The 24,331-nt window shown below is 46.6% G+C and carries 19 protein-coding genes and 1 tRNA gene; 11 read left to right on the top strand and 9 right to left on the bottom strand.

What is annotated here, in order from left to right; translation table 11 throughout:
* The gene (locus tag FO447_RS14955) at positions 1-1,128 is read left to right on the top strand and encodes an AI-2E family transporter (RefSeq protein ID WP_118415685.1); all 1,128 of its coding nucleotides are present in this window, start codon (positions 1-3) and stop codon (positions 1,126-1,128) included.
* 78 nt (positions 1,129-1,206) lie between these two features.
* Positions 1,207-1,279: transfer RNA gene (locus tag FO447_RS14950), tRNA-Lys, on the top strand.
* Between the two features lie 82 nt (positions 1,280-1,361).
* Here FO447_RS14950 and FO447_RS14945 read toward each other — a convergent pair.
* A complete protein-coding gene (locus FO447_RS14945) occupies positions 1,362-2,246 on the bottom strand; it encodes a DNA/RNA non-specific endonuclease (protein WP_200757042.1) in 885 nt (294 codons plus the stop codon).
* A gap of 428 nt (positions 2,247-2,674) precedes the next feature.
* Here FO447_RS14945 and FO447_RS14940 point away from each other — a divergent pair, with 428 nt between their 5' ends.
* Positions 2,675-3,319, top strand: coding sequence for a DUF4840 domain-containing protein (locus FO447_RS14940; RefSeq protein WP_200757040.1), 645 nt, complete (start codon positions 2,675-2,677; stop codon positions 3,317-3,319).
* Between the two features lie 379 nt (positions 3,320-3,698).
* On the opposite strand, the gene FO447_RS14935 is transcribed toward FO447_RS14940, so the two are convergent.
* On the bottom strand, positions 3,699-4,133 hold the full coding sequence (locus tag FO447_RS14935; RefSeq protein ID WP_234699022.1) for a hypothetical protein: 435 nt from the start codon (positions 4,131-4,133) through the stop codon (positions 3,699-3,701).
* Between the two features lie 746 nt (positions 4,134-4,879).
* On the opposite strand from FO447_RS14935, the gene FO447_RS16140 reads away from it, so the two are divergent.
* Positions 4,880-5,065 (top strand): DUF4248 domain-containing protein, encoded by a 186-nt coding sequence (locus FO447_RS16140; protein WP_367397236.1) that lies wholly within the window; start codon positions 4,880-4,882, stop codon positions 5,063-5,065.
* A gap of 4 nt (positions 5,066-5,069) precedes the next feature.
* On the opposite strand, the gene xylE is transcribed toward FO447_RS16140, so the two are convergent.
* A complete protein-coding gene (gene xylE, locus FO447_RS14925) occupies positions 5,070-6,521 on the bottom strand; it encodes a D-xylose transporter XylE (RefSeq protein ID WP_200757036.1) in 1,452 nt (483 codons plus the stop codon).
* A 206-nt stretch (positions 6,522-6,727) separates the two neighbouring features.
* On the opposite strand from xylE, the gene FO447_RS14920 reads away from it, so the two are divergent.
* The 4 genes from FO447_RS14920 (at position 6,728) to FO447_RS14905 (ending at position 10,824) form a co-directional block, all read left to right on the top strand.
* Positions 6,728-7,684 (top strand): methylenetetrahydrofolate reductase, encoded by a 957-nt coding sequence (locus tag FO447_RS14920; RefSeq protein ID WP_117727839.1) that lies wholly within the window; start codon positions 6,728-6,730, stop codon positions 7,682-7,684.
* Positions 7,685-8,797 carry an ATP-binding protein gene (locus tag FO447_RS14915; RefSeq protein WP_200757035.1) on the top strand — a complete coding sequence of 371 codons (1,113 nt, stop codon included), beginning with the start codon at positions 7,685-7,687 and terminating at the stop codon, positions 8,795-8,797.
* Between the two features lie 102 nt (positions 8,798-8,899).
* Entirely contained in the window at positions 8,900-10,321 is a 1,422-nt protein-coding gene (gene ricT, locus FO447_RS14910; RefSeq protein WP_200757034.1) for a PSP1 domain-containing protein, read from the top strand.
* Between the two features lie 20 nt (positions 10,322-10,341).
* A complete protein-coding gene (locus tag FO447_RS14905; RefSeq protein WP_200757033.1) occupies positions 10,342-10,824 on the top strand; it encodes a gliding motility lipoprotein GldH in 483 nt (160 codons plus the stop codon).
* Between the two features lie 44 nt (positions 10,825-10,868).
* On the opposite strand, the gene rodA is transcribed toward FO447_RS14905, so the two are convergent.
* The 6 genes from rodA to FO447_RS14875 form a co-directional block, all read right to left on the bottom strand.
* Entirely contained in the window at positions 10,869-12,332 is a 1,464-nt protein-coding gene (gene rodA / locus FO447_RS14900) for a rod shape-determining protein RodA (protein ID WP_117694013.1), read from the bottom strand.
* A gap of 38 nt (positions 12,333-12,370) precedes the next feature.
* Positions 12,371-14,221, bottom strand: coding sequence for a penicillin-binding protein 2 (gene mrdA, locus FO447_RS14895; protein ID WP_117694016.1), 1,851 nt, complete (start codon positions 14,219-14,221; stop codon positions 12,371-12,373).
* A gap of 63 nt (positions 14,222-14,284) precedes the next feature.
* Positions 14,285-14,782, bottom strand: coding sequence for a rod shape-determining protein MreD (gene mreD, locus FO447_RS14890; protein WP_022120425.1), 498 nt, complete (start codon positions 14,780-14,782; stop codon positions 14,285-14,287).
* A gap of 29 nt (positions 14,783-14,811) precedes the next feature.
* Positions 14,812-15,684 (bottom strand): rod shape-determining protein MreC, encoded by an 873-nt coding sequence (mreC, locus tag FO447_RS14885; protein ID WP_117694018.1) that lies wholly within the window; start codon positions 15,682-15,684, stop codon positions 14,812-14,814.
* A gap of 31 nt (positions 15,685-15,715) precedes the next feature.
* Positions 15,716-16,738, bottom strand: coding sequence for a rod shape-determining protein (locus FO447_RS14880; protein ID WP_006847875.1), 1,023 nt, complete (start codon positions 16,736-16,738; stop codon positions 15,716-15,718).
* Between the two features lie 178 nt (positions 16,739-16,916).
* The gene (locus FO447_RS14875; RefSeq protein ID WP_117727834.1) at positions 16,917-17,510 is read right to left on the bottom strand and encodes an IMP cyclohydrolase; all 594 of its coding nucleotides are present in this window, start codon (positions 17,508-17,510) and stop codon (positions 16,917-16,919) included.
* Between the two features lie 418 nt (positions 17,511-17,928).
* On the opposite strand from FO447_RS14875, the gene clpB reads away from it, so the two are divergent.
* The 3 genes from clpB (at position 17,929) to FO447_RS14860 (ending at position 24,305) form a co-directional block, all read left to right on the top strand.
* On the top strand, positions 17,929-20,445 hold the full coding sequence (clpB, locus tag FO447_RS14870; RefSeq protein WP_200757032.1) for an ATP-dependent chaperone ClpB: 2,517 nt from the start codon (positions 17,929-17,931) through the stop codon (positions 20,443-20,445).
* Positions 20,446-21,172: 727 nt separating this feature from the next.
* Positions 21,173-22,420 carry a GTPase HflX gene (hflX, locus tag FO447_RS14865; RefSeq protein ID WP_022120421.1) on the top strand — a complete coding sequence of 416 codons (1,248 nt, stop codon included), beginning with the start codon at positions 21,173-21,175 and terminating at the stop codon, positions 22,418-22,420.
* 28 nt (positions 22,421-22,448) lie between these two features.
* On the top strand, positions 22,449-24,305 hold the full coding sequence (locus FO447_RS14860) for a DUF4954 family protein (RefSeq protein WP_117587997.1): 1,857 nt from the start codon (positions 22,449-22,451) through the stop codon (positions 24,303-24,305).
* The last annotated feature ends 26 nt before the right edge of the window (positions 24,306-24,331 follow it).

The following is a 24,331-nucleotide window of genomic DNA, read 5'->3' as shown; positions in this document are numbered from 1 at the left end:
ATGGGAAAGGAGATTACATTTGATAAATTTATAAGATGGGCGGGGGTTACCCTCATCGTATTGGCCGTGCTCTACATGACCAATTATCTGAGCAGCGTACTGCTGCCATTCTTCATTGCATGGTTTTTCGCTTACCTGCTCTATCCGGTCGTGAAGTTTATCGAAAACAAACTCCACGTCAGAATACGTGCGCTGTCTATCCTCATCGCCATGGGAACGGCTATCGCTGTTATAGGAGGCGTGCTGTGGCTCATCATCCCTCCGATGATTGACCAGTTTGACAAACTCGGTGAGGTGTTGACACGATGGCTGCATCAGACGACTCATACCAACAACCTGACAGCACTGATCAAAGACTGGCTGCAGGCCAACCAGGAACAGATAGAGCATTTTCTGAAAAGCAAGGACTTCAGCGATGCCATCAAGACCACCATGCCTAAGGTTTTCTCGGTAGTCAGCCAGACGGCAACGGTACTGATGAGTATCGTAGCATCGATGATTACCTTATTATATATGTTCTTCATCCTGCTCGATTATGAGACGCTGACAGCCAACTGGGTGAGAATCTTCCCTAAGAAGAACCGTCCGTTCTGGAGTGCGCTGATGAAGGATGTGGAGCGCGAGCTCAACAACTATATCCGTGGTCAGGGACTGGTAGCGCTCTGTATGGGCATCATGTTCTGCATCGGTTTTACCATCATCGGTTTCCCGATGGCGATAGGTCTGGGCATTCTCATCGGCATCATGGACCTGGTTCCATATCTCCATACCTTCGCCCTCATCCCTACGGCATTCCTTGCCATGCTGAAAGCTGCCGACACAGGTCAGAACTTCTGGCTGGTATTCGGTCTGGCTTTTTTGGTGTTCTGTGTGGTACAGGTCATCACCGACATGGTAGTTACCCCGAAGATCATGGGTAAGGCGATGGGATTGAACCCAGCCATTCTCCTCTTGAGTCTCTCGGTTTGGGGTGCACTTCTGGGCTTCCTGGGATTGATTGTAGCCCTTCCGCTCACAACGCTCATCATAGCCTACTGGCAGCGGTATGTAACGAAGGAGAAGCCGCAATATCATGAAGAAACGGGCAAAAATGTCCCGATTTCGGATAAAAATGAAGAAAATCATTAAAAATATGGCAAAATATTTGGTTATTTCAGATTTTTGCCGTACCTTTGCACTCGCTTTTGAAACATAAAGCAGAAGATTGACTCGCTAGCTCAGCTGGTAGAGCACAACACTTTTAATGTTGGGGTCATGGGTTCGAGCCCCATGCGAGTCACAGATCTTCAAGAAAAAGGCTTTCCATTACGGAAAGCCTTTTTTTGTTATATCCTATTACTGGATACTGCAGAAATTCCTTTTTAAAACATTTCAGCCTTAGCCTCTACCCTTTTCTCAACATCATCCGGAAGCTGAGGGAAGAAATCATAGCCGGTGATACGCTCCACTTCATCTACTGAATTTACGAATTCCGTCTTCTTTCTGCCTTTCTGCGACTGGTTACGGCAGATAAAGCCGATGGCCTGCGGATTCTTGCCCGTATGAAGAACCACCTTGAAGAAGGCATCAGGCACTACCACCTTGTTCTTGCCCAACTTGCGATGCTCCTTATTCAGAAATATCGGTCCGCAGACAATATAAACCTTGCCATACTGCTTTGCCCAGTTGCGGCACTGCTGCTCTATCGTGTTCCATACCCCCGCATTCAGACTGTGGTTCTGCGGACACATATTGGTCATCAGGAAACACTCATCCATCGCCTGCTGACTCCATTTGTTGTCACCAGCCGGACACATGTGTCCCCTGTCCAATCCACTGTTATAATAATCCGCCAAAGTACCCACGGGTGCCGGCATCTTCTCATCATCAGCAAACTTACCGCGCGGCAACTTACCTGATGCATGCTCCCCCGTCAGCACCCAGGCTACCCAATTCGGCTGTCGCGTATCATGATTATAAGATACCGTATAAGCCAACCGATGCTTGATGGTCTCAGATACCTTTACCTTAGATACCGGAATCTCCAGCCCTTGCGCCTCCAGATTCGCACCCTCTCCAGCAGTTTCCTGCTTGTTCTCTGCAGACGATTCATCGCTCGCAGCATCAGCAGCCTCCTGCTTATTTTCCTTTACAACAAGTGCCTGATCTTCTGTTGCCAACGAAGAAACCTTCGGCAAGACAGAAAACGCCACTACTGCGGCAATCGCCAACAGCCAAATCTTAAATGTACCTACTTTCTTTTTCATATCATATTCATCATTAATTCATTTTCCGTAAAATTCAGAGTCTACACGATTCATTCCGCTTTTAGGTGAATAATCCCTAAAATCTCCACAAAAGTAGTATTTTTATGCGAAAAAGAGAAAGAAAATCATAAATTTCTTGCGCATTTCAAAATAAAACACTAACTTTGCATCGCTATGTAGGACAAACCTAGACTTAATACAGTAAAAGCTCAAACGTCTAAGAACTGAAAGTCAAAGGTTACGATACATTGGCAAAAGTGCTCTATGAAATGGACAAGTGAAGAGCATTAACAGAGATTAACTAAAAGTGATGCAAGTTTCCCGCCTTTTCTTGTTTTATACAAGGACTGAAGAGCCTCGACCAACCATATCGGGGTACATTTAGGCTGAGAAATATGAGACAATAAGAATCAAAACATAATAGCAAAATGAAAAAAATCAAATTATTCTCAATTGTAGCTGCCTTCGTTGCAGCTTTCGCATTCACTTCTTGTAATACAGACGACAGCGATGGCTTCCAGTGGCCAACGCCTCAGGAGTCTCAGGCTCTCTTCAGCCAGATTCAGGGTATGCACAATGGTGGAATCCTCTTCCCTGGCAGCGTAGGCACTACAGATGCAGAGAAGTTTGACAAGGATTCAGTTACCACTTATTGCTATGTAACTCCTAGCGACAGTATGCTCACTGTTAGGCAGGTAGAGGTGAGCAAGTTTGCAAAGTACTTCAGCGATGCCACACTGAAAGCTGAGGTAGAGAAGTTGCCTGCACAGGACTTAAAGATTAAGTTGGTGCCTTACAATGCAGCTCAGCAGATGTTTATCACTGCTACTCAAGACATCACTTACACCAATGCTGATGGCAAGAAGGTGCAGATTCAGTTCTATAGCGGCTTGAGCAACTATAGCTTGGCTTACATCGGCACAAAGAAGACCAACAACAAGAAGGAGCTCGGTGTATATATCACACCAGGCAGAGTGCTCGTAGATGGTCAGACTAAGGCAAATGCTCTCAAGTCATACGTTTACCGTGGTTATCTACAGGCTTACTACGCTATGCTCGAGATGGAACTCTAAGCCCATCTAAGAGCTAAGTTGCACAAGGAGCAGTAATCCTTATATATCAAGTAAGAAACTTACACTTACAAATATATATATGTTAATACTCTCTTAAAAATTAAACAAAAAAAGAAAACTATTAGAGGCGCAGTCTTCGTGAGAAGGTTGCGCCTTGTTGCATATATACAAAGAACGCTTTTGGTTGTACTCCTACCGAATGGCGGGAGAAAATGGCTGAAAATCATTCGTATTGAATAAAAAAGTACTGATTTTATTCAATACGATGGATAAAATGAATAAAAAACGACAAGGGTCTATATACCACGATGAACAGGTGGCGTATAGACCCTTGATTATATGGAGATATTCGTAATCTACATCTCCGCTATTATATTTTTTATGAATTGCTCAGATTCTTAATGATTTCCAAAGGTAGCTGGGTAGCTTTGGCAACCTGTTCGGCAGAAAGTCCCATTGCCAGCAAACGTTGTGCTGTTTCTGTGTTGGCCTCATGCTTGCCTTCAACTCTACCTTTCTCCATGCCTTTCTCCATGCCTTTTTCCATACCTTCTTCCATTCCTTTCTGATATCTGTCATCCAGAAGGGTTCTTTCAACACTTACCGAATCCCAAAACTTGTCATAGGCTCTGAGTTCGGCATCCGTAAAACCGGAAATCTCCAGTTCTTCTGTTGTCGGCAGATATTGTTGCTGTTGTATCAGTTCATCTTCATTGAGTGACTGAAGAGTATTCAGAAGGGTTTTCAATCGATCGGGATGATTGCCGAATATCTTCTTGAACGTAAGGTCTGCCTTAGGATCTAAGTACTTCATAACCATCTGTTTTAAAATTCTATAGCGCAAAGTTACGGTTTTATTTTCATATCTGCAAGAGTTTTCTAGGAAAAGTTTCGGAAAAAGTTAGAGAATACAAAGAAAAAGGGCGCATCCGGATTGGATGCGCCCTAACTTGTTAAATAAAATCGGAGTATGCAGCAGAATATTCAAGTGGTTCAGTCAGCTACTCCAGATGGTTCTGTCAGCGAGTCAAGACGTCTCGATAAATCGACGGATACGACTCCGTTAGCCTACGTTGTCGAATCCTTAACCCGATGCAGTCGAATCCTTAACCTTGTCCAGCCGTCTGCGTAACCCAGTGCAGCCATATCCTTAACCCGACGCAACCGCTTCAGTTGGTAAACGGAAGTACATCATTTTTTCACCTCATTTGGGTGGGCAATGACTATCAGGGCGAATTAACCTTTTTTGATGACTACCAGAGCCAATAATAGGTACCATCAGGGCGAAAAATATGCCTTCAGAGATGCCCGAATGACTACCAGGGCGAATCCTAAAAATAGAAGATATTGAATATCAGATAGTTAGGAGCTATTTTTTCTTCCCTACACTATACCAAGTATATTATATATATACATTTACATCTTTTACACTATACGTAATACGGGAGGAAAAAGATTTTTTTTTCAACAAATCAGCTATTAAAATGCATTTTTCCTCTTCAAAAAATTGCATAAGTCTGAAATAAATATTACTTTTGCATCATAAAAAAAATAAAGCTTATGAATTATCCCCAACGTATGTACAGCAAGACCGAGCTGGGTCTGCTCTACTTTCCCGACACAACCGACGGGGCGACAGCGCGCCGTCATATCATGGTATGGATTAAGCTGACGAGCCGGGGGCATAAAGAAAGACCGCCAGGCGTTTCTTTCTACGCCTGGCGGTCTAGATATTTCACAGAATAAGAACTTAGTTTTTCTTCCAAAGCTTGGTCATATCCTCCAGCGTCTTACCCTTGGTCTCAGGAACGAGCTTCCATACAAAGATGGCAGCGAGGATACAGATAACACCATACAGACCATAGGTGAACCAATAGCCCAGGCTGTTAGCCATCGGAACGAAAGAGGTAGAAACAATCCAGTTGAAAATCCACTGGAAGGCTACGGCAATCGCTACGGCAGCACCACGAATCGTATTAGGGAATACCTCGGCGATAAGTACCCAGCAGATTGGTCCCCAAGAGAACATGAATGATGCTGAATAAACCATGATGGATACCATGCACAACAACTGCAGATTAGGATTACCGAAGGTGATGGCTACACCGATGGCACCCAATGCCATGCCCAGAGAACCGGTAATGAGCAAAGGCTTACGTCCCAACTTCTCTACCGTAAAGATAGCCACACAGGTGAAACCGAGGTTCACGATACCATTGAATACGGTCAATACCATCGGATTGTCAAAGCCCATAGCCTCATAGATGCGAGGAGCATAATAAAGCACGGCATTGATACCTACAGCCTGCTGGAATACAGAGAGCATCACACCTACGAAGATACAGAGCACACCGTAAGTAAGCAGTTTTTCCTTCTTCTCAGTAACCGTATTCTTGATGTCGTTCAAAATCTTCTTAGCCTCTTCAGCACCATTGATGCGAGCCAGAATACGCTCAGCCTTCGCATCCTGACCAACCATGGCAAGATAACGGGGAGTCTCAGGTACGAAGCAGATAAGCAGAGCAAACAAGCCCGCAGGAATCATCTCAGACCCAAACATATAGCGCCATCCGGTTTCGATAGCCCAGGCAGCCTCGCCACCATTCAGAATCTGGTTCATACCATTGCCCACACTCTGGATAGCAGGAGCAATATGATCGCCAAGAATGAAGAAGTTGACGAAATAAACTACCAGCTGACCGAAGATGATGGCAAACTGGTTCCAGCTGACCAACATACCACGGATGTTACTAGGCGCAATCTCACCGATATACATCGGACATACAGCAGATGCCAGACCCACACCGATACCGCCAATCACACGATAGAGGTTGAACACGATGAGAAGCGTAAGATTAGGTTCGCCCTTTGGCAACACCAAAGACTCAGGACACATAGATCCCCATGCAGAGATGAAGAACATCACACCCGCAAAGATCAGCGAACGCTTACGGCCCCAGTTAGAAGCCATCACACCCGAAAGCGCCGAACCGATGATACAACCAATCAAGGCACTGGAAGAAGTGAATCCATGCCAGAAATCGGTATAGGTGAAATCCTCAGCACCCATGAAGAATGCCTGCAAACCCTTCTCGGCTCCCGAGATTACCGCGGTATCATAACCGAAAAGCAAGCCGCCCAAAACGGCTACCATCACAATTGAAATAAGATAGGCTCTAGAGCCTGTTTGTTTTTGTTCCATTATTTTTTAGGTTTAAATTTTAATCAATTTTCTGTAGAATAGCGTAGCATTTACCGGCAGGAAATCTTCTTTTTTCATGCCAAAAATCAATCTCCACCTCATAATATACGTTTTTTCTTTATAAATATTACGTTCAACATGCGGTTTTCCCCTATTTTTTTTGTAAATTTGCACCAAAATAAGAAGGAACATAGAATTTAGGTAATATGAACATAGCAGATTTTCTACATCAGCAGGGCGATAAGCGAGGCTTTTCGTTCGAGGTTTTACCTCCGCTGAAAGGTAACGGAACAGCTGCACTCTTCCGTACCATCGATGCGCTGAGCGAGTTTGGTCCTCGCTTTATCAACATCACTACGCACCATAGCGAGTATGTATACAAGGAACTGGAAAACGGTCTCCTCACTCGCCAGCGTGTGCGCCGCCGCCCGGGCACCGTAGCCATCGCAGGCGCTATACAGAATAAGTACGACATACCTGTCATCCCTCATATTATCTGCAGCGGTGCTACGAAAGAAGACATCGAGTACGAACTGCTCGACCTCCAGTTTCTGGGCATCAGCAACATTCTCGTTCTGCGAGGAGACAAGGCGAAAGAAGACCGGCAGTTTACACCAACCGAGAACGGTCATGCCCATGCCACCGACCTCCTGAAGCAGGTGAATCAGTTTAATGACGGTTTCTTCTTTGACGGCACTCCCATCAAGCACCCGGGCGACAAGTTCTGCTGCGGTGTAGCCTGCTATCCGGAGAAGCATGAAGAGGCGCCAAACCTCGAAATGGATATGCAGCATCTGCTGGAGAAACAACAGTTGGGCGCAGCGTATGCCGTTACCCAGCTCTTCTACGACAACGAGAAGTTCTATGCTTTCGTTGAAAAGGCTCGGCAGATAGGCGTAACCATTCCTATCATTCCTGCCATCAAGCCTTTCGCCAAGTTGAGCCAGCTCACTGTAGTGCCGAAAACCTTCCACTGCGATATTCCTGAAGAACTCGCACAGGAGGTATTGAAATGTAAAACTGACGATGATGCCAAGCAGCTCGGTATCGAGTGGACTACCGCTCAGGTGCAAGATCTCTTCGAACATGGTTACAACAATGTTCACTTCTTCACCGTATCGGCTGTAGACAGCGTCAAGCAAATAGCAAAAATTCTGTTTTAAATGCAAAGAAATGAAGTTATAGGTCAGCAAGAAGTATGGAACCGTCTCATGGAGATGGTTCAGGAGAACCGTTTGCCCCATGCGCTGATGTTCTGCGGTCCGCAGGGCTGCGGCAAACTGGCGATGGCACTGGCTTTTGCCAGCTATCTTCTGGGCGATTCACCGATGCTCAGGAAATGGGAACATCCGGACCTCCACTTCACCTTTCCTACCATCAAGACCGCTAATATGGGCAGTGACCATAAACCGGTGAGCCTCGACTTCATCAAGGAATGGAGAGAGCTGCTGCTTTCTAAAGGTCCCTATATCCAGATCAGCGACTGGATGCAGAAGATGGGCAAGACGGATGCCGACTATAACAAACAGGCTATCATCACTGCCGAAGAAACCGATGCCATCTCTCACGAACTGATGATGATGTCGAGTCAGGGCGGATATAAGATAAGTCTGATATGGCTCCCGGAGCGTATGAATATCCAAAGTGCCAACAAGATACTGAAACTGCTGGAGGAGCCGCCACGCCAGACGCTATTCCTGCTGGTAAGCGAGAATCCGGAACTGCTGCTCGAAACCATCAGAAGCCGTACACAGCGTATCGACTTCAAGAAGATAGAAACCGCTGAGATGGAAAAAGCGCTGATAGAACGGAGGGCGCTGGAGCCAGACATGGCACACCGCATAGCCCGTATCGCCAACGGCAACTGGAACCTCGCACTCGAAGAACTGGATGCAGGAAACGAAAACCGGCAGCATCTCGACATGTTCATCATGCTGATGCGACTGGCTTACATGCGCAAGATAGGTGACCTCAAGAAGTGGACCGATGTGATAGCAACCTTTGGAAGAGAAAAGCAGAAACGCATGCTCGACTACTTCATGCACATGCTCAGAGAAAGTTTCATGTACAACTTCCGGAATCCGGAACTGAGCTACATGACGCAGGATGAGGAGAACTTTGCCAAGAACTTTGCCCGCTTTATCAACGAGGCAAACATCATTGACATCTCCAACCTCTTCGAAGACAGCAAGCGCATGATTTCGCAAAATGCCAATGCCAAAATCGTTTTCTTCGATATGGCGCTCAAAATCATCGTCCTCCTTTTAAGGAAGTGAAGAGTGAAGAATTCAAATGAATAACGGGGCAGATGCCGGTCATTATTCATTGTACATTATAAATTAGACATTATAAATTAGACGATCGTGGATTACAAAAATATGAAATTCAGGATGTGGAACGGCTGCGACCGTGGTCTGTGCGCTAAGGGCGTAGGAAGACAGGACAGACAGCTCAACACATACGACTGGCTTGCCGATGTACCCGGCAATGCTGAAAGTACTGACCTCGTGGAGGTACAGTTCAAGAATACCCGTAAGGGATATTACCACAATGTGAATAACCTCGACCTGAAGAAGGGCGATATAGTGGCGGTAGAGGCTAACCCGGGTCACGACATCGGTGTGGTTACGCTGACCGGAAGACTGGTAAAACTCCAGATTAAGAAGGCAAACCTCAAGTCGCAGGATGACATCAAGCGTATCTACCGTATCGCCAAGCAGGTGGATCTTGACAAATGCAAGGAGGCTAAGAGCCGTGAACACGGCACCATGATCCAGAGCCGCCAGATTGCCAAAGATCTCGGACTGAAGATGAAAATAGGTGATGTAGAATATCAGGGAGACGGCAACAAGGCTATCTTCTATTACATCGCTGACGAACGTGTGGACTTCCGCCAGCTCATCAAGGTTCTTGCCGATACCTTCCATGTGCGCATTGAGATGAAACAGATCGGTGCGCGACAGGAAGCAGGTCGCATCGGTGGAACGGGTCCTTGCGGCAGAGAACTCTGCTGCGCTACCTGGATGAAGAACTTCATCAGCGTTAGCACCAATGCAGCACGCTATCAGGACATTTCTCTGAATCCTCAGAAACTTGCCGGTATGTGCGCCAAACTGAAGTGCTGTCTCAACTACGAGGTAGACAGCTATGTAGAGGCTAGCAGAAAGTTGCCTCCTAAGGATGCCGTACTGCAGACTGCCGACGGTGATTTCCATCAGTTCAAGGTGGATATCCTGGCTGGTCTTATCACCTACTCTTCTGACAAGAACCTTGCTTCCAACCTCGAAACCATCAGCATCGAGCGTGCCAAGGCTATCATCGAAATGAACCGTCAGGGCGAGAAGCCATTGAGCCTGATGGAAGACGGTAAGGTTAAGCCTGCAGCCAAGCCAACCGACCTGCTTGCCGAAGCAGATTTGAGCCGCTTTGACAAGGCTAAGAAAAAGAAGAAGAAGAACAATAAGAATAAGGGACCTCGTCAGCAGGAGGGAGACAACAAGCCTCAGAAGAACGAGAACCGCGCGCAGAATGGCGACAACAAACCTCAGAAGAATGAAGGCAAACCAAACAACCAGCGCCGCGACAACCGTAATCAGGGCAATCATCCTAAGGGTGACAACCGCCAGCCAAGAAACGACAGACGACCTAACAAGGGCAACAAGCCGCAGAATGGCAACAAACCACAGGGTGGAAACAAGCCACAAGGCAACAATGCTCCTCAGAATGGCAACAAGCCACAGGGCAATAACGCCCCACAAGGTGGCAACAAGCCACAAGGCAATAACGCCCCACAAGAATAAAGAATAGGAGCTAGAAAAAGATGAAAAAGACTGTTTATTTCATCGTTTTGACAGCGATCGTTCACATTCTCTCTGCCTGCAGCGGTTCGACCGTATACGATGAGTATGCCCATACACCGATTGCAGGATGGGAGAAGAACGACACCCTATCATTCGAAGTATCACCTCTACTCGAGGCAGGGCATTACAGGCAAAGCTTAGGACTTCGCATTACAGGTGCCTATCCGTTCATGGGACTTACGCTCATCGTAGAACAGACGGTTTATCACCGAAACAGAAAGATACCTGGCGAATGCAAGACAGATACGGTCAACTGCCAGCTGATTGACAAAAACGGCGTGAGCAAAGGACAGGGTATCAGCTACTATCAGTATAACTTCCCTATCAACATCTATCAGATGCATCAGGGCGATTCCATACACGTAGCCATCAGACATGATATGAAAAGAGAAATCCTGCCCGGTGTGAGTGACATCGGCATCAAGATTTCAAAGATACAATAAAAAAAGAGTGAACAGATTGTTGATGAATCTGTTCACTCTTTTTTTTAACTTCTCACTAAGTTCCTACCCGCATCAATTCTCAAGAAGATGAAAAGAAGGATGGTAAATCCCCATAACGAACTGCCACCATAACTGAAGAACGGCAGCGGAATACCGATAACCGGTGTTAACCCCAGCACCATTCCCACATTAATAAATAGGTGGAAGAGGAATACCGACAGGACACAATAGCCGTAGATACGCCCGAACTTATAAGGTTGCCGCTCAGCCAGATGCATCAACCGCAATATCAAAGCCAGGAAAAGCAGCAGCACGCCTGCCGAACCGAGGAAACCTTCCTCCTCGCCTACCGTACAGAAGATAAAGTCTGTATCCTGCTCAGGAACGAACTTCAGTTTGGTCTGCGTTCCATTGAGGAAACCTTTTCCCTGAAGTCCGCCGGAACCAATGGCAATCTCACTCTGATGCACGTTATATCCCGCACCTGCCAAATCTTCATCCAGTCCCAGCAGTACGTTGATACGCACTCTCTGATGAGGTTCCATCACATGATTCAGCACATAATCGGCAGAATAGAAGAAAGCGATACTTCCCAACGAAAAGATTGAGATGAGGAAGTAATTCCGGAACCGGGTTCTCAGTCCCTGATAAACCAGGAATCCAATCATCATGGCACACAGGAAGAGCTGGATCCACACAATGTCGAACGGAATGACATAGGTAGAAAAGAGCACGAAGAGCAGCGTAATGCCTACCGAATAGGAAAGGATCATCAGTGCCTGTTTCCTATCGCCCGTATAGGAGTTCACCATGCCAGCCGTAAAAATCTGCACCAGCAGAAGCACAACAAACTTACCCACAGAAGTATAGGTATCCCACATCATCACGTTCTCATACTTCACACCCACTACGAAGTAAGCCACCATCGACACGCCGGTAAAGAGAATGGCACCCGGCATTCCTTCGCGGTAAAGCATGAGGAAGAATGAAAGATAAACCAAGGCAGAACCCGTTTCGCGCTGACCTACGATACAGAGCATCGGCAGAACGATAATGCCTACGGCTGCCATGAAATGCTTCAGGTTCTGCATACTGAAACCATAGCTTGACATAAACTTGGCTACCGCCAGAGCCGTAGCAAACTTACCAAACTCAGCCGGTTGCAGTCGAAGCGGTCCCAACACCAGCCAGGAGTGGGAACCCTTGATGCTATGCGGATTGAATATCGTAGCAAAGAGCAAGAGTATCAGGACGCCATAGATGACATACGAGAAGGTATCGTAAAACCGGTCATCAAGCAGCAGGATTACCAATCCCAGTGCTATGGATGTGCCAATCCATATAATCTGCATACCCGAACGGGCACCCAGACTGAATATCTCGTTGTCACCATAGTTATAGCTGGCTCCACAGACGCTCACCCATCCGAAGATGAGGAGTGCCAGATAAATACCTATCGTCCACCAGTCAAGTGAAGCAAGCACACTAGGTTGTTTATTATCGATCATAATCTATAAACTATCAACTATAAACTATTAACTGAAAACTATCTACTGCTTAATCCGTAGGCGATTCTACGGGCCTGCATCTCTGCAGCCCTATGCTCAGAATCAGGAGATAACTTACCCTTGAGATACTGTTCCATCATCAGACCACCGATAGGCACACCATAGTCAGCACCCCAACCACCATTCTCTACATACACGGCAATGGCAATCTTCGGGTTGTTCATCGGAGCAAAGCCCATGAATACAGAGTGGTCATGGCCACGGTTCTGTGCCGTACCCGTCTTGCCGCAAGCTTCGAAATCGTAGCGGCCGAGCAACTTACAGGTTCCCTTCAGCGCCGAACTTCTCATACCGGCTACCACATAGTCGTAAGCCCGTCGGGAAGCCTTGGTATAATGGCGTCGGGTATAGAGCGTATCAAGCGGTTCGCCCTTCACCTTTCTCACTACATGAGGCACATAATAGTATCCCCTGTTGGCAATGGTAGCACCCAGGTTGGCTATCTGCAACGGCGTGAGGTTAACCTCACCCTGACCGATAGAAATACTGATTACCGTCAGTCCGTTCCATGAACCATTGTAAGCCTTATCATAGAACTGTGCATTCGGAATCAGACCGCGTTTCTCGCCAGGCAAGTCGATGCCCAACTTATAGCCGAATCCCATGCTCACCATATAATTTTTCCATACGGTCATCGCATTCTGTACGCTGCCATACTTCTTGCGGTTACCTATCATATAGTAAAGACCCCAACAGAAGTAACCGTTACAAGAGGTACTGATGGCATCAACCAGCGAAATAGGCGACGGGTGACCATGACAGCCTACATGCAGCCCCCTATAAGAGAAACCATGATTACATGGGAAAGCTGTTCCCGGTGTGATGATACCTTCTGTAAGATAAGTCAGCGCCTGGGTGGTCTTAAAGGTAGAACCCGGAGGATACTGACCCTGAATACTACGGTTCAGGAGCGGTTTCCAAGGATTACGCGAGAGCCACTTGTGCATCTTACCACGGTTTCTACCCACCAGACGTCTTGGATCGTAAGAAGGAGAAGAAACCATAGCCAGCACATCGCCCGTTCTAGGATCGATGGCAACGATACTGCCGATTTTACCCTGGAGCAGACGTTCGCCCAAGGCTTGCAACTTGACATCCAATCCCAGCGTCAAGTCCTTTCCAGCCACAGGTTTCTGGTCGAGTTTACCATTCTGATAGCTACCCTGTATTCTTCCGTGGGCATCTCTCAGCATGATCTTCACACCCTTCTCACCACGCAGTTGCTTCTCATAAAACTTCTCGATACCCAGTTTTCCGATATAGTCACCAGCCTGATAGTAGTCATCATCTTCAATATCGCTTTGCGAAACCTCACCCACATCACCCAGCACATGGGCTGCATAAGGGTAGGTATATTCTCTGACGGTACGTTTCTGGACATAGAAACCGGGGAATCGGAACATCTTCTCCTGGAACACACTGAAATCCCGGTCGCTCAGCTGTCCCATAAAAAGCTGCTGGGTATAGCGCGAATAGCCCGGGTTTTTAGAGCGGTCCTTGATATCGTTCATTCGCTTGATAAAAAACTCTTTCGTGATACCCAGCGAATTACAGAAATCCATCGTATCAAGTCTGCCGCTCTCCTCGTTCATGACCACCATCAGATCGTAAGACGGCTGATTATACACCAGCAGCTTACCATTACGGTCGTAAATGGCACCACGGGCGGGAAACTCAATATGCTTCAAGAAGGCATTACTGTCGGCATTCTTCTTGTAGTCGTCGCTCATAATCTGAAGCGTAAACAGACGAATCATGTAAATGACCACAATAGCTATGGCCACTCCACCGATAACGAATCTACGTTTTTCAAGATTGTAATCCAACATACCTTATTATATATAGCAAACTAAAAATCGTGTTCTTTTCTCTCTCATCACTTATCCGGAATCTTACTTTCTGAAACTTTCTGTCGCCATCACCAATATATAAGTGATAACCGTACTTCCGCCTATACATTCCAACCAGTGAACCCAATTAAAGAAATTGAATGTTTCGAGTGTAAAGAACAATAGATTATAAACGAGAATGATGAAGAATACGTACCAGCAATATGCACCTACGCCGATAGAACGCATGGACGGTTCCAGATCGTCGGCGCTGTCGCGCGGTACGAAAAGTTCAAACAAATAAGGTTGTAGCAGTCCTACGGCAGTCATCGAAGCTGCTGCAACACCTGGCGTATTGGCAAATACGTCCACACAAAGCCCCATCATAAAGCACCACAATAACACCGCCCATTTAGGATGGTTGCGGCGGAAATGCAGTACCATAATGATATACAGCAAGGGGGTGGCACAATTGAATAGATGAATATGATTAAACACCAATCCCTGTACCAGCACGAGCACCACAAAGGTAGCTAGTCTTTTCACTAAATCTATACTCATTGCTTTTTATATCCTCTTACTATACGTCATTATTGATTATTGTCTCCATTTGTTTCGATGCTATCCTGTGCGGCACGCATAATCTCCAACCGCTCTTTCATGGCGGCATCATCAATTACACATACATCACGCAGACGGGCAAAATCGGTAGAGAGGCGAAGTTGTACGCGATACGACAGTCCATCGGCGGAGTTGAACACGTGCAATATCCTGCCTACTCTCACTCCAGGAGGGAAGACAGCAGAATAGCCACTCGTTACCACATAGTCACCCAATTTAAAGTGAGCATGACGTGGCACCTCTTCCAGATAGGCAAGGTCAGACACACCACCCTTCCAGCGCAGATAGCCAAAATAGCCTCTATTCTGAATCATACAACTGATGTTCGACTTCGTGTTCAATACCGGAATCACGATAGCATAATGTTCTGCCACCAGATACACGATACCCACAACACCCGTACCGCTGATTACACCCATATCCTTGTGGATGCCATCCGCGCTACCCTTGTCAATTGTCATCAGGTTGCCGGGTTTATCGACACTATTCGCCACTACCTTAGCCGGAATCAGACGATAGTTTCTCAGCAATGCAAACTGGTCACGATGGTAGATGCTGCTATCCTTGGTCACGCTCACGAGACTGTCGGAAAGTTTCTGCACCTCCTGTTCGAGATACGCATTGCGCTGTGTCAGTTCCTGGTTCACCTTGGTAAGTGAGAAGAATGTTTCTACATTCGCATCCCATTCATACAACTTACCCGTTACGGCATTAGCCGAGGAGAACCAGGCACTGCCCTGATAGCTGTTATACTGAAACAACAGCACCATACTCACCACCTCAAGAATCAGGAAGACAAACCAATGGTTGTATTTCGCTAAAAACTCTAAAAGGTTGCGCATACTTTATTCTTACTATTAGAATAAGTTCTGATTATCTCATCAAGAATGAGAAACGGTCTACATTCTTCAACGCAATACCAGCACCCTTGGCAACACTGTGCAATGGATCTTCTGCGATGTGGAATGGGATATTGATCTTATCCTGCAAACGCTTGTCGAGACCGCGGAGCAAAGCACCACCACCAGAGAGCCAGATACCATTCTTCACGATATCGGCATAGAGCTCAGGAGGTGTGTTCTCCAATGCTGAGAGCACAGCGTTCTCAATCTTTGCCACGGTCTTATCCAGACAGTGGGCAATCTCCTGGTAGCATACAGGTACCTCCATAGGCAACGCTGTAATACGGTTAGGACCATGTACGATGAAATCTTCTGGAGCCTCATCACCCAGATCGGTCAGAGCTGAACCCACATGAATCTTGATACGCTCAGCCATACGCTCAGAAACCTTCACGTTGTGCTGACGGCTCATATATTCCTGAATATCGGCAGTAAGGTCGTCACCTGCTGTACGGATTGAGTTGTTCGATACGATACCACCCAATGAGATGACAGCGATTTCGGTAGAACCACCACCTATATCAACAATCATATTACCCTCTGGAGCCTCAACATCGATACCGATACCGATAGCGGCTGCCATTGGCTCAAAAATCAAATATACATCACGTCCGTCGGCATGCTCGGCAGAGTCGCGCACAGCACGAAGCTCAACCTCGGTAGAACCAGAAGGTACACCGATAACCATACGGAGTGAAGGAGAGAAGAGACGGCTACCCGTATGAACCATCTTAATCAATCCACGCATCATCTGCTCACAGGCAGTAAAGTCGGCAATCACGCCATCACGCAATGGTCTGATAGTACGGATATTATCATGAGTCTTCTCGTACATCATCTTAGCCTTCTCGCCCACAGCAATCATCTTGTCGGTGCGGCGGTCAAGGGCTACAACAGAAGGTTCATCCACTACAATCTTATCATCACTGATAATGATGGTATTGGCTGTACCCAAGTCCATTGCGATTTCCTGAATAAATGAAAAAAATCCCATTTCGTTTCTAAATTATTTTAAGCTTAAAATTTTCTTTTTATTTAAGGAGTTAAGGAGTTAAAGGAGCATAGAAGCCACGGCAACAGTCTGTCATATACCGGGGATGGAATCCCCCGCAGACACTTGTCCTGACTTCTTCCACTTCTTAACTCCTTAACTACTTTATTTTTCCGAGAGTTTACTTAGCAAACCATGCATGGATTGCAGTATCGTAGTGAGAGCTTACACCGAATGCACGCTCTGCAAACATCTTGCGGTCTTCGATATCAGTCTCAGCACCCTTCTTCTTCAGGATATCGAGCAATACGCCGTATTCTGCCTTGCTAGGAACGATAACCACGTCCTTGAAGTTTTTGGCACCTGCACGAATCAAAGAGATACCGCCAATATCGATTTTCTCGATGATATCAGCATCGCTAGCACCGCTAGCTACAGTCTGCTCGAAAGGATACAAGTCTACGATGACGAGATCGATAGAAGGGATTTCGTATTCCTTCATCTGCTCCTGGTCACCCTCGTTGTCACGGCGAGCCAAGATACCTCCAAATATTTTAGGATGAAGAGTCTTTACGCGACCACCCAAGATAGATGGATAGGTAGTGACATCCTCAACTTTCTCGCATTCATAACCCAAAGATTCGATAAACTTCTGGGTACCACCAGTACTCAGGAACTTAACACCCTCTTCATTCAACTTGGCGAGCAATTCGTCCAAGCCATCCTTGTGGAAGACAGACACCAACGCTGTCTTGATTTTCTTTGTTTCAGCCATTGAACTTATAAATTATAATTTATGATGGTGCAAAGGTACGAAGATTATTTTGATTACACAACATTTCCCCCCATAAAATAGCATTATTTAAAGGATATTTAAAAGATAATTGAGAGAAATCAAGAAATAAGCAACTCAAGTTTGGCATGTAAGCCCCACACGCCCAGAAAGGGCAAAAGCCCCTAGCCCGTACTCAAACCACCTTCTTCTGTCATTCTGTCCGGAAATATCTCTTATTTCTATCTTTTACCTACCAAAAACAAGACAGATTGTCAGTAAATCATTGATTTTCAACGAATAGGCATAAGTTTCGCTAAAGGATGGGAGGAACGCACCGGGAGGTTTCCAAAGAGAAGTTTCCGGCGCTCATCCAAATAACGCAAATAAGAATATATAATATAAGAAAGGAGATATTAATATGACATTCGACAAATTTACAATCAAGGCGCAGGAGGCGGTACAGGAAGCCGTAAACATTGCGCAGCGAAATGGTCAGCAAACCATCGAACCGGTGCATCTGCTTAGCGGTATCCTTGAAAAGGCTACCGATGTGACCAACTACATCTTCCAGAAGTTGGGCATGAACGGACAGCAAATCGCCATGCTCTTGCGTCAGGAGATGCAACATCTGCCTCGTGTGCAGGGCGGCGGTCAGCCGTACCTCAGCAACGAGACTAACCAGATACTGATGAATGCCGAAGATACCGCCAAGAAAATGGGCGACGAGTTCGTTAGCGTAGAGCCTATCCTGTTGGCTATCGTTCAGGGCAACTCTACTGCTGCACGTATTCTGAAGGATGCTGGTGCAAATGCCAAAGATATGCTCGCTGCCATTCAGGCACTGAGACAGGGACAGAACGTAAAATCACAAAGCGCTGATGACAACTATCAGAGCTTGGAGAAATATGCGAAAAACCTTGTAGAACAGGCAAGAAGCGGCAAGCTGGACCCAGTTATCGGACGTGATGAGGAAATAAGAAGAGTACTCCAGATTCTGTCACGAAGAACCAAGAACAACCCTATTCTGATAGGTGAACCTGGTACAGGTAAGACTGCCATCGTAGAAGGTCTTGCCGAGCGTATCGTACGTGGCGATGTACCGGAGAATCTGAAGAACAAGCAGCTCTATTCTCTCGATATGGGTGCGCTGGTAGCCGGTGCCAAATATAAGGGTGAGTTCGAGGAGCGTCTGAAGAGCGTCATTAAAGAGGTAACCAACGCCAACGGCCAGATTATCCTCTTCATCGATGAGATTCACACGCTGGTAGGTGCAGGCGGTGGCGAGGGTGCCATGGATGCAGCTAACATTCTGAAGCCAGCCCTGGCTCGTGGTGAACTGAGAGCCATCGGTGCTACTACCCTCAACGAGTATCAGAAGTACTTCGAGAAGGATAAGGCGCTGGAACGCCGTTTCCAGACCGTCATGGTCAATGAGCCTGACGAGGTAGACGCCATCAGTATCCTCCGTGGTATCAAGGAGCGCTACGAGAACCATCATAAGGTACGTATTCAGGATGATGCCTGCATCGCAGCCGTCAAGTTATCAGAGAGATACATCTCTGACAGATTCCTCCCTGATAAGGCTATCGACCTGATGGATGAGGCAGCAGCCAAACTGAGAATGGAGCGTGACTCTGTACCAGAAGAACTGGATGAGATTACCCGCCACTTGAAGCAGTTGGAGATTGAGCGTGAGGCCATCAAGCGCGAGAATGACCAACCTAAGATTCAGCAGTTGGATAAGGAAATTGCAGAATTGAAGGATCAGGAGCATGACTTCCGTGCTAAATGGGAAGGCGAAAAAGCGCTCGTCAACAAGATTCAGCAGGATAAACAGGAGATAGAAAACCTGAAGTTTGAGGCTGAACGCATGGAGCGCGAAGGCAATTACGAACGCGTAGCTGAAATCCGCTATTCTAAACTTAAGGCGCTTGAGGATGACATCAAGAAGATTCAGGAGCAGCTGAAGAGTACACAGGGTGGCGCAGCGATGGTAAGAGAGGAAGTTACTGCTGATGATATCGCTGAGGTTGTAAGCCGCTGGACCGGAATACCAGTAAGCCGTATGATGCAGAGCGAGCGTGAAAAACTGCTCCACCTGGAGGAAGAACTCCACAAGAGAGTCATCGGACAGGACGAGGCTATCACCGCTGTAAGTGATGCCGTTCGCCGCAGCCGTGCCGGTTTGCAGGATCCTAAGCGTCCTATCGCCAGTTTCATCTTCCTCGGTACTACCGGTGTAGGTAAGACGGAACTTGCCAAGGCGCTGGCTGAGTATCTGTTCAATGACGAGTCGATGATGACCCGAATTGATATGAGTGAATATCAGGAAAAGTTTAGCGTAACCCGTCTGATCGGTGCGCCTCCAGGGTATGTAGGATACGATGAAGGTGGTCAGTTGACCGAGGCTGTACGCCGCAAACCATACAGTGTGGTTCTCTTCGATGAGATTGAGAAGGCGCATCCCGATGTATTCAATACCCTGTTGCAGGTATTGGACGATGGCCGTCTGACTGACAACAAGGGTCGTGTAGTCAACTTCAAGAACACCATCATCATCATGACTTCCAACGCAAGCCGTGAGATGTTGCGCAAGACCTTCCGTCCTGAGTTTCTGAACCGTATTGATGATATCATTACCTTCAAGCCGTTGACCCAGGAGCAGATTGTCGAGGTTGTAGAACTTCAGATGAAGCGAGTAAAGAAGATGTTGGAGCCTCAGGGCTTTGAACTTCGCTGGACTCCTGCAGCTATCCAGTATCTGGCAAAGGTAGGATACGACCCTGAGTTTGGTGCCCGTCCTGTAAAGCGCGCTATCCAGGATTATGTCTTGAACGACTTGAGTAAGAAGATTCTTGCAGAAGAGGTTAGCAGAGAGAAGCCAATTACCATCGATCATACAGACGCAGATGGATTGGTCTTCAAAAACCAATAATTCCAGCAGATAACCAATCCGCGGAAAAAACGGATTGAAACATAAAATAAAGAGGGTGACAGATTCAGAAATCTGCCACCCTTTTTTATTTATTATACACTGTTTCCATCAACACACTCCACCTTGACCGCCAATCTGCCATCAGGTGATGTTACTTCATAATTGTTGGCTTGCGCACAAACCGCGCCGAGCAACAAAATACCAGCAATACAAAAGTTTTTGCTTCATTTTCATGTTATTGTTAGGTTGAAATTATTATCTGTCTATGACGCAACAGCAGTATAGCCGACGTTCCAGCTTCTGTTACTGTAGCGTACAACAAAAATCGTTTCTGAATGAGAAGAAAACAAAAAGCCCCGACATCACGTCGAGGCCTTTGAAGTTTTTGAATGTTTCAGCAGTTTGTGTTTTTTATGTAGTTATGATTTGTTCGTTTTTGAAAATCAATTCTTTTTCTGGGTGCAAAATTAAGACAAATATTGATATAAATCAAATAAATCTCGATTTTTTATGCAAAAAACCACGTAAACGTTTACAATTTTTGCGCACCAAAAAGACCATTTGTGAGCTGTTGTGGCTAAAATACAGCTGTGCATTTTGTGTCTTTTGACTATTTTCTGCTACATTAATAAAAAAGTTAAAATATTGATGCTATATTTTGTTTTCTCTGTATTTTACACTACCTTTGCACTATCTTTTCACATTATTATATATATAAAGAAAATAGATGAAAGAATTTGTAATATCAGAAGTCAAGGCGGAAACCGCTGTACTCGTGGGTCTGATTACCAAGACACAGGACGAAGCCAAGACAAAAGAATATCTCGACGAGTTGGAATTTCTTGCCGATACTGCGGGGGCTGTCACCGTAAAGCGATTCACGCAGAAGGTGGTTTCTCCTAACCAGACCACCTATGTGGGTAAGGGAAAACTCGAAGAAATCAAAGAATATATCAAAAACGAAGAAGAGGAAGATAGAGAAGTAGGTATGGTCATCTTTGATGATGAGCTTTCTGCCAAACAGATCCGTAACATCGAACAGGAACTGCAGGTGAAGATTCTGGACCGCACCTCACTCATCCTCGATATCTTCGCCATGCGTGCGCAAACCGCTGCGGCTAAAACCCAGGTAGAGTTGGCGCAATACCGCTATATGCTCCCTCGTCTGCAAAGACTCTGGACTCACCTGGAACGACAGGGTGGTGGTTCAGGATCTGGTGGCGGTAAGGGATCTGTTGGTCTGCGTGGACCGGGTGAGACCCAGCTCGAGATGGACCGCCGTATCATCCTCGGCAGAATGAGTCTCCTCAAAGAACGACTGGCAGAAATCGACAAGCAGAAGACTACACAGCGAAAAAACAGAGGCAGAATGGTGCGCGTGGCACTGGTGGGCTATACCAACGTAGGTAAATCTACCATCATGAATCTGCTCAGCAAGAGCGAGGTGTTTGCAGAGAACAAACTCTTTGCCACCCTCGACACCACCGTACGCAAGGTGGTGGTAGACAACCTGCCGTTCCTCCTTGCCGATACCGTAGGATTCATCCGCAAATTGCCAACCGACCTGGTCGACTCCTTCAAGAGTACCCTTGACGAGACACGCGAGGCCGACCTCCTTCTGCACGTAGTAGATATCTCACATCCCGACTTCGAAGAGCAGATCCAGGTAGTAGAGAATACGCTCAAGGAACTGGATTGCGCCGATAAGCCATCGATGATTATCTTCAACAAGATAGACAACTACTCATGGGTAGAAAAAGAGGAAGACGACCTCACACCGATGGAGAAAGAGAACATCCCGCTGGAAGACCTGAAGAAGACATGGATGGCAAAACTCAATGAGGACTGCCTCTTCATCTCGGCAAAGAACAAGGAGAACATCGACGAATTCCGCGAGATACTCTACAAGAAAGTAAGAGAGTTGCACGTACAGAAGTATCCATACAACGACTTCCTGTACCAGGATTATGAGTAAGAACATAAATATCAATAACAAGTAAGTTATGAATGATTACAGACCTTTAACCACCGAGGAAATCGAGGTGCTTAAACATAACGACTGCTGGGCCGAAGACTGGACCTCAGTCAATGTATCAGAAGATTTCAAGCCCAACTTCATGCACCGCGTGATGCTCTATGGCGAAATAAACATCGGATCCTTCAACAAGAACGTGGAGGTGAGCCAGGGCTTCGTAAAGCATTCGGGCATCAACAATGCCACCTTGCGCAATGTAACCATAGGCGACGACTGTCTGATAGAAAACGTAGGCAATTTCATCAACAACTATACCATTGGCGATGATTGCTACATCTCAAACATCTCGACCATGGAAACCACCGAGGGAGCTACTTACGGCGAAGGAAATCTTGTGAGCGTACTCAACGAGGTGGGCGAAGGCAACGTAATCCTCTTCAGCGATCTGAACAGCCAGCTGGCAGCCTTCATGGTGAAACATTTCCCTGACAAGGAAATGAAGGAGAAAATCCGCCAACTCATCAAGACCGACATCGACAACAAGATGCCGGATCGGGGCCAGATTGGCAATAATGTGAAGATCATCAATACCAAGGAGATTACCAACTGCGTAATCAATGATTACTGCGAAGTGAACGGTGCTTCCCGTCTGAGCGACTGTACGCTATTGGGCTCTGTTCATGGCAACGTATATATCGGCACAGGCGTTATTACAGAAAACAGCATCATCGCTGAAGGCGCCAGCGTCATCAACAGCGTAAAGATACAGGATTGCTTCGTAGGCGAAGCCTGCCAGTTGTCTAACGGCTTTACCGCTTCAGCCTCCGTATTCTTCGCCAACTCCTATATGAGCAATGGCGAGGCTTGTGCAGCATTCTGCGGTCCTTTCACCGCTTCTCATCATAAGAGCAGTCTGCTTATCGGAGGCATGTTCTCTTTCTATAACGCCGGTTCTGCCACCAACTTCAGCAACCATGCCTACAAGATGGGACCTATGCACTGGGGCATTCTGGAGCGCGGTTCCAAGACAGCCAGCGGTGCTTATCTCCTGATGCCAGCCACTCTGGGTTCCTTCTCAGTATGCTTCGGCAAGCTGATGCACCACCCTAACACCCGCAACCTGCCTTTCGCCTATCTCATTGCCGATGGCGACAAGATGTTCCTCATCCCGGGCAGAAACATCACTACCGTAGGTCTGTACCGCGACATCAAGAAATGGCCTAAGCGTGATCTCCGTGCTATGGAGAACCGCAAGAGCATCGTCAACTTCGACTGGCTTTCGCCTTATTCTGTTGGCGAGATTCTGAAGGGTAAGAAGATTCTTGAAAACCTGCGCGAGGTAACGGGCGATAACGTTTCGCAGTATCTCTATCACGAATATATCATACCGGCTTCATCGCTCCACAAGGGCATCAAATATTATGATATCGCCCTCCGCATCTACATGGGTGCCGTATTGAAGCGTGTACTGAAGCGCGACCCAGCCATCACCCCTCCAGCCAGTCATGTCGGCGTGGGCGATTGGGATGATCTTTCGGGACTCCTACTCCCTGTTTCTGAAGAAGAAGGCATCGTTAGGGATGTGAAGGAAGGAACTATCGAGAATATAGAACAGTTGCTCGACCGGTTTGAAGAAATCAATGCCAACTATCGCGACTACCAGTGGGCATGGACCTACCAGATGATCTGCGATTACTACGGCATCAGTGACATCACACTCGAAGATGCCAACCGCATACACGAAGATTATATCAAGGCACGCCGCTCATGGATAGCAGAAATCCGGAAGGATGCTGAGAAAGAATTCGCCATGGGCGATGTGGAGGAAGAGGTTTTCCGCAACTTCGTCGACAGCCTCGACCAGGAAATAGAATACGAGAATTAATTAGACTTGAATATTTCAACAGTTTA

Origin of the sequence: Segatella copri (assembly GCF_015074785.1) — a bacterium.
In the GTDB taxonomy this organism is placed as follows: domain Bacteria; phylum Bacteroidota; class Bacteroidia; order Bacteroidales; family Bacteroidaceae; genus Prevotella.
Note: the sequence above shows the minus strand (reverse complement) of the source record. Positions and strands in the feature narration are given on the sequence as shown.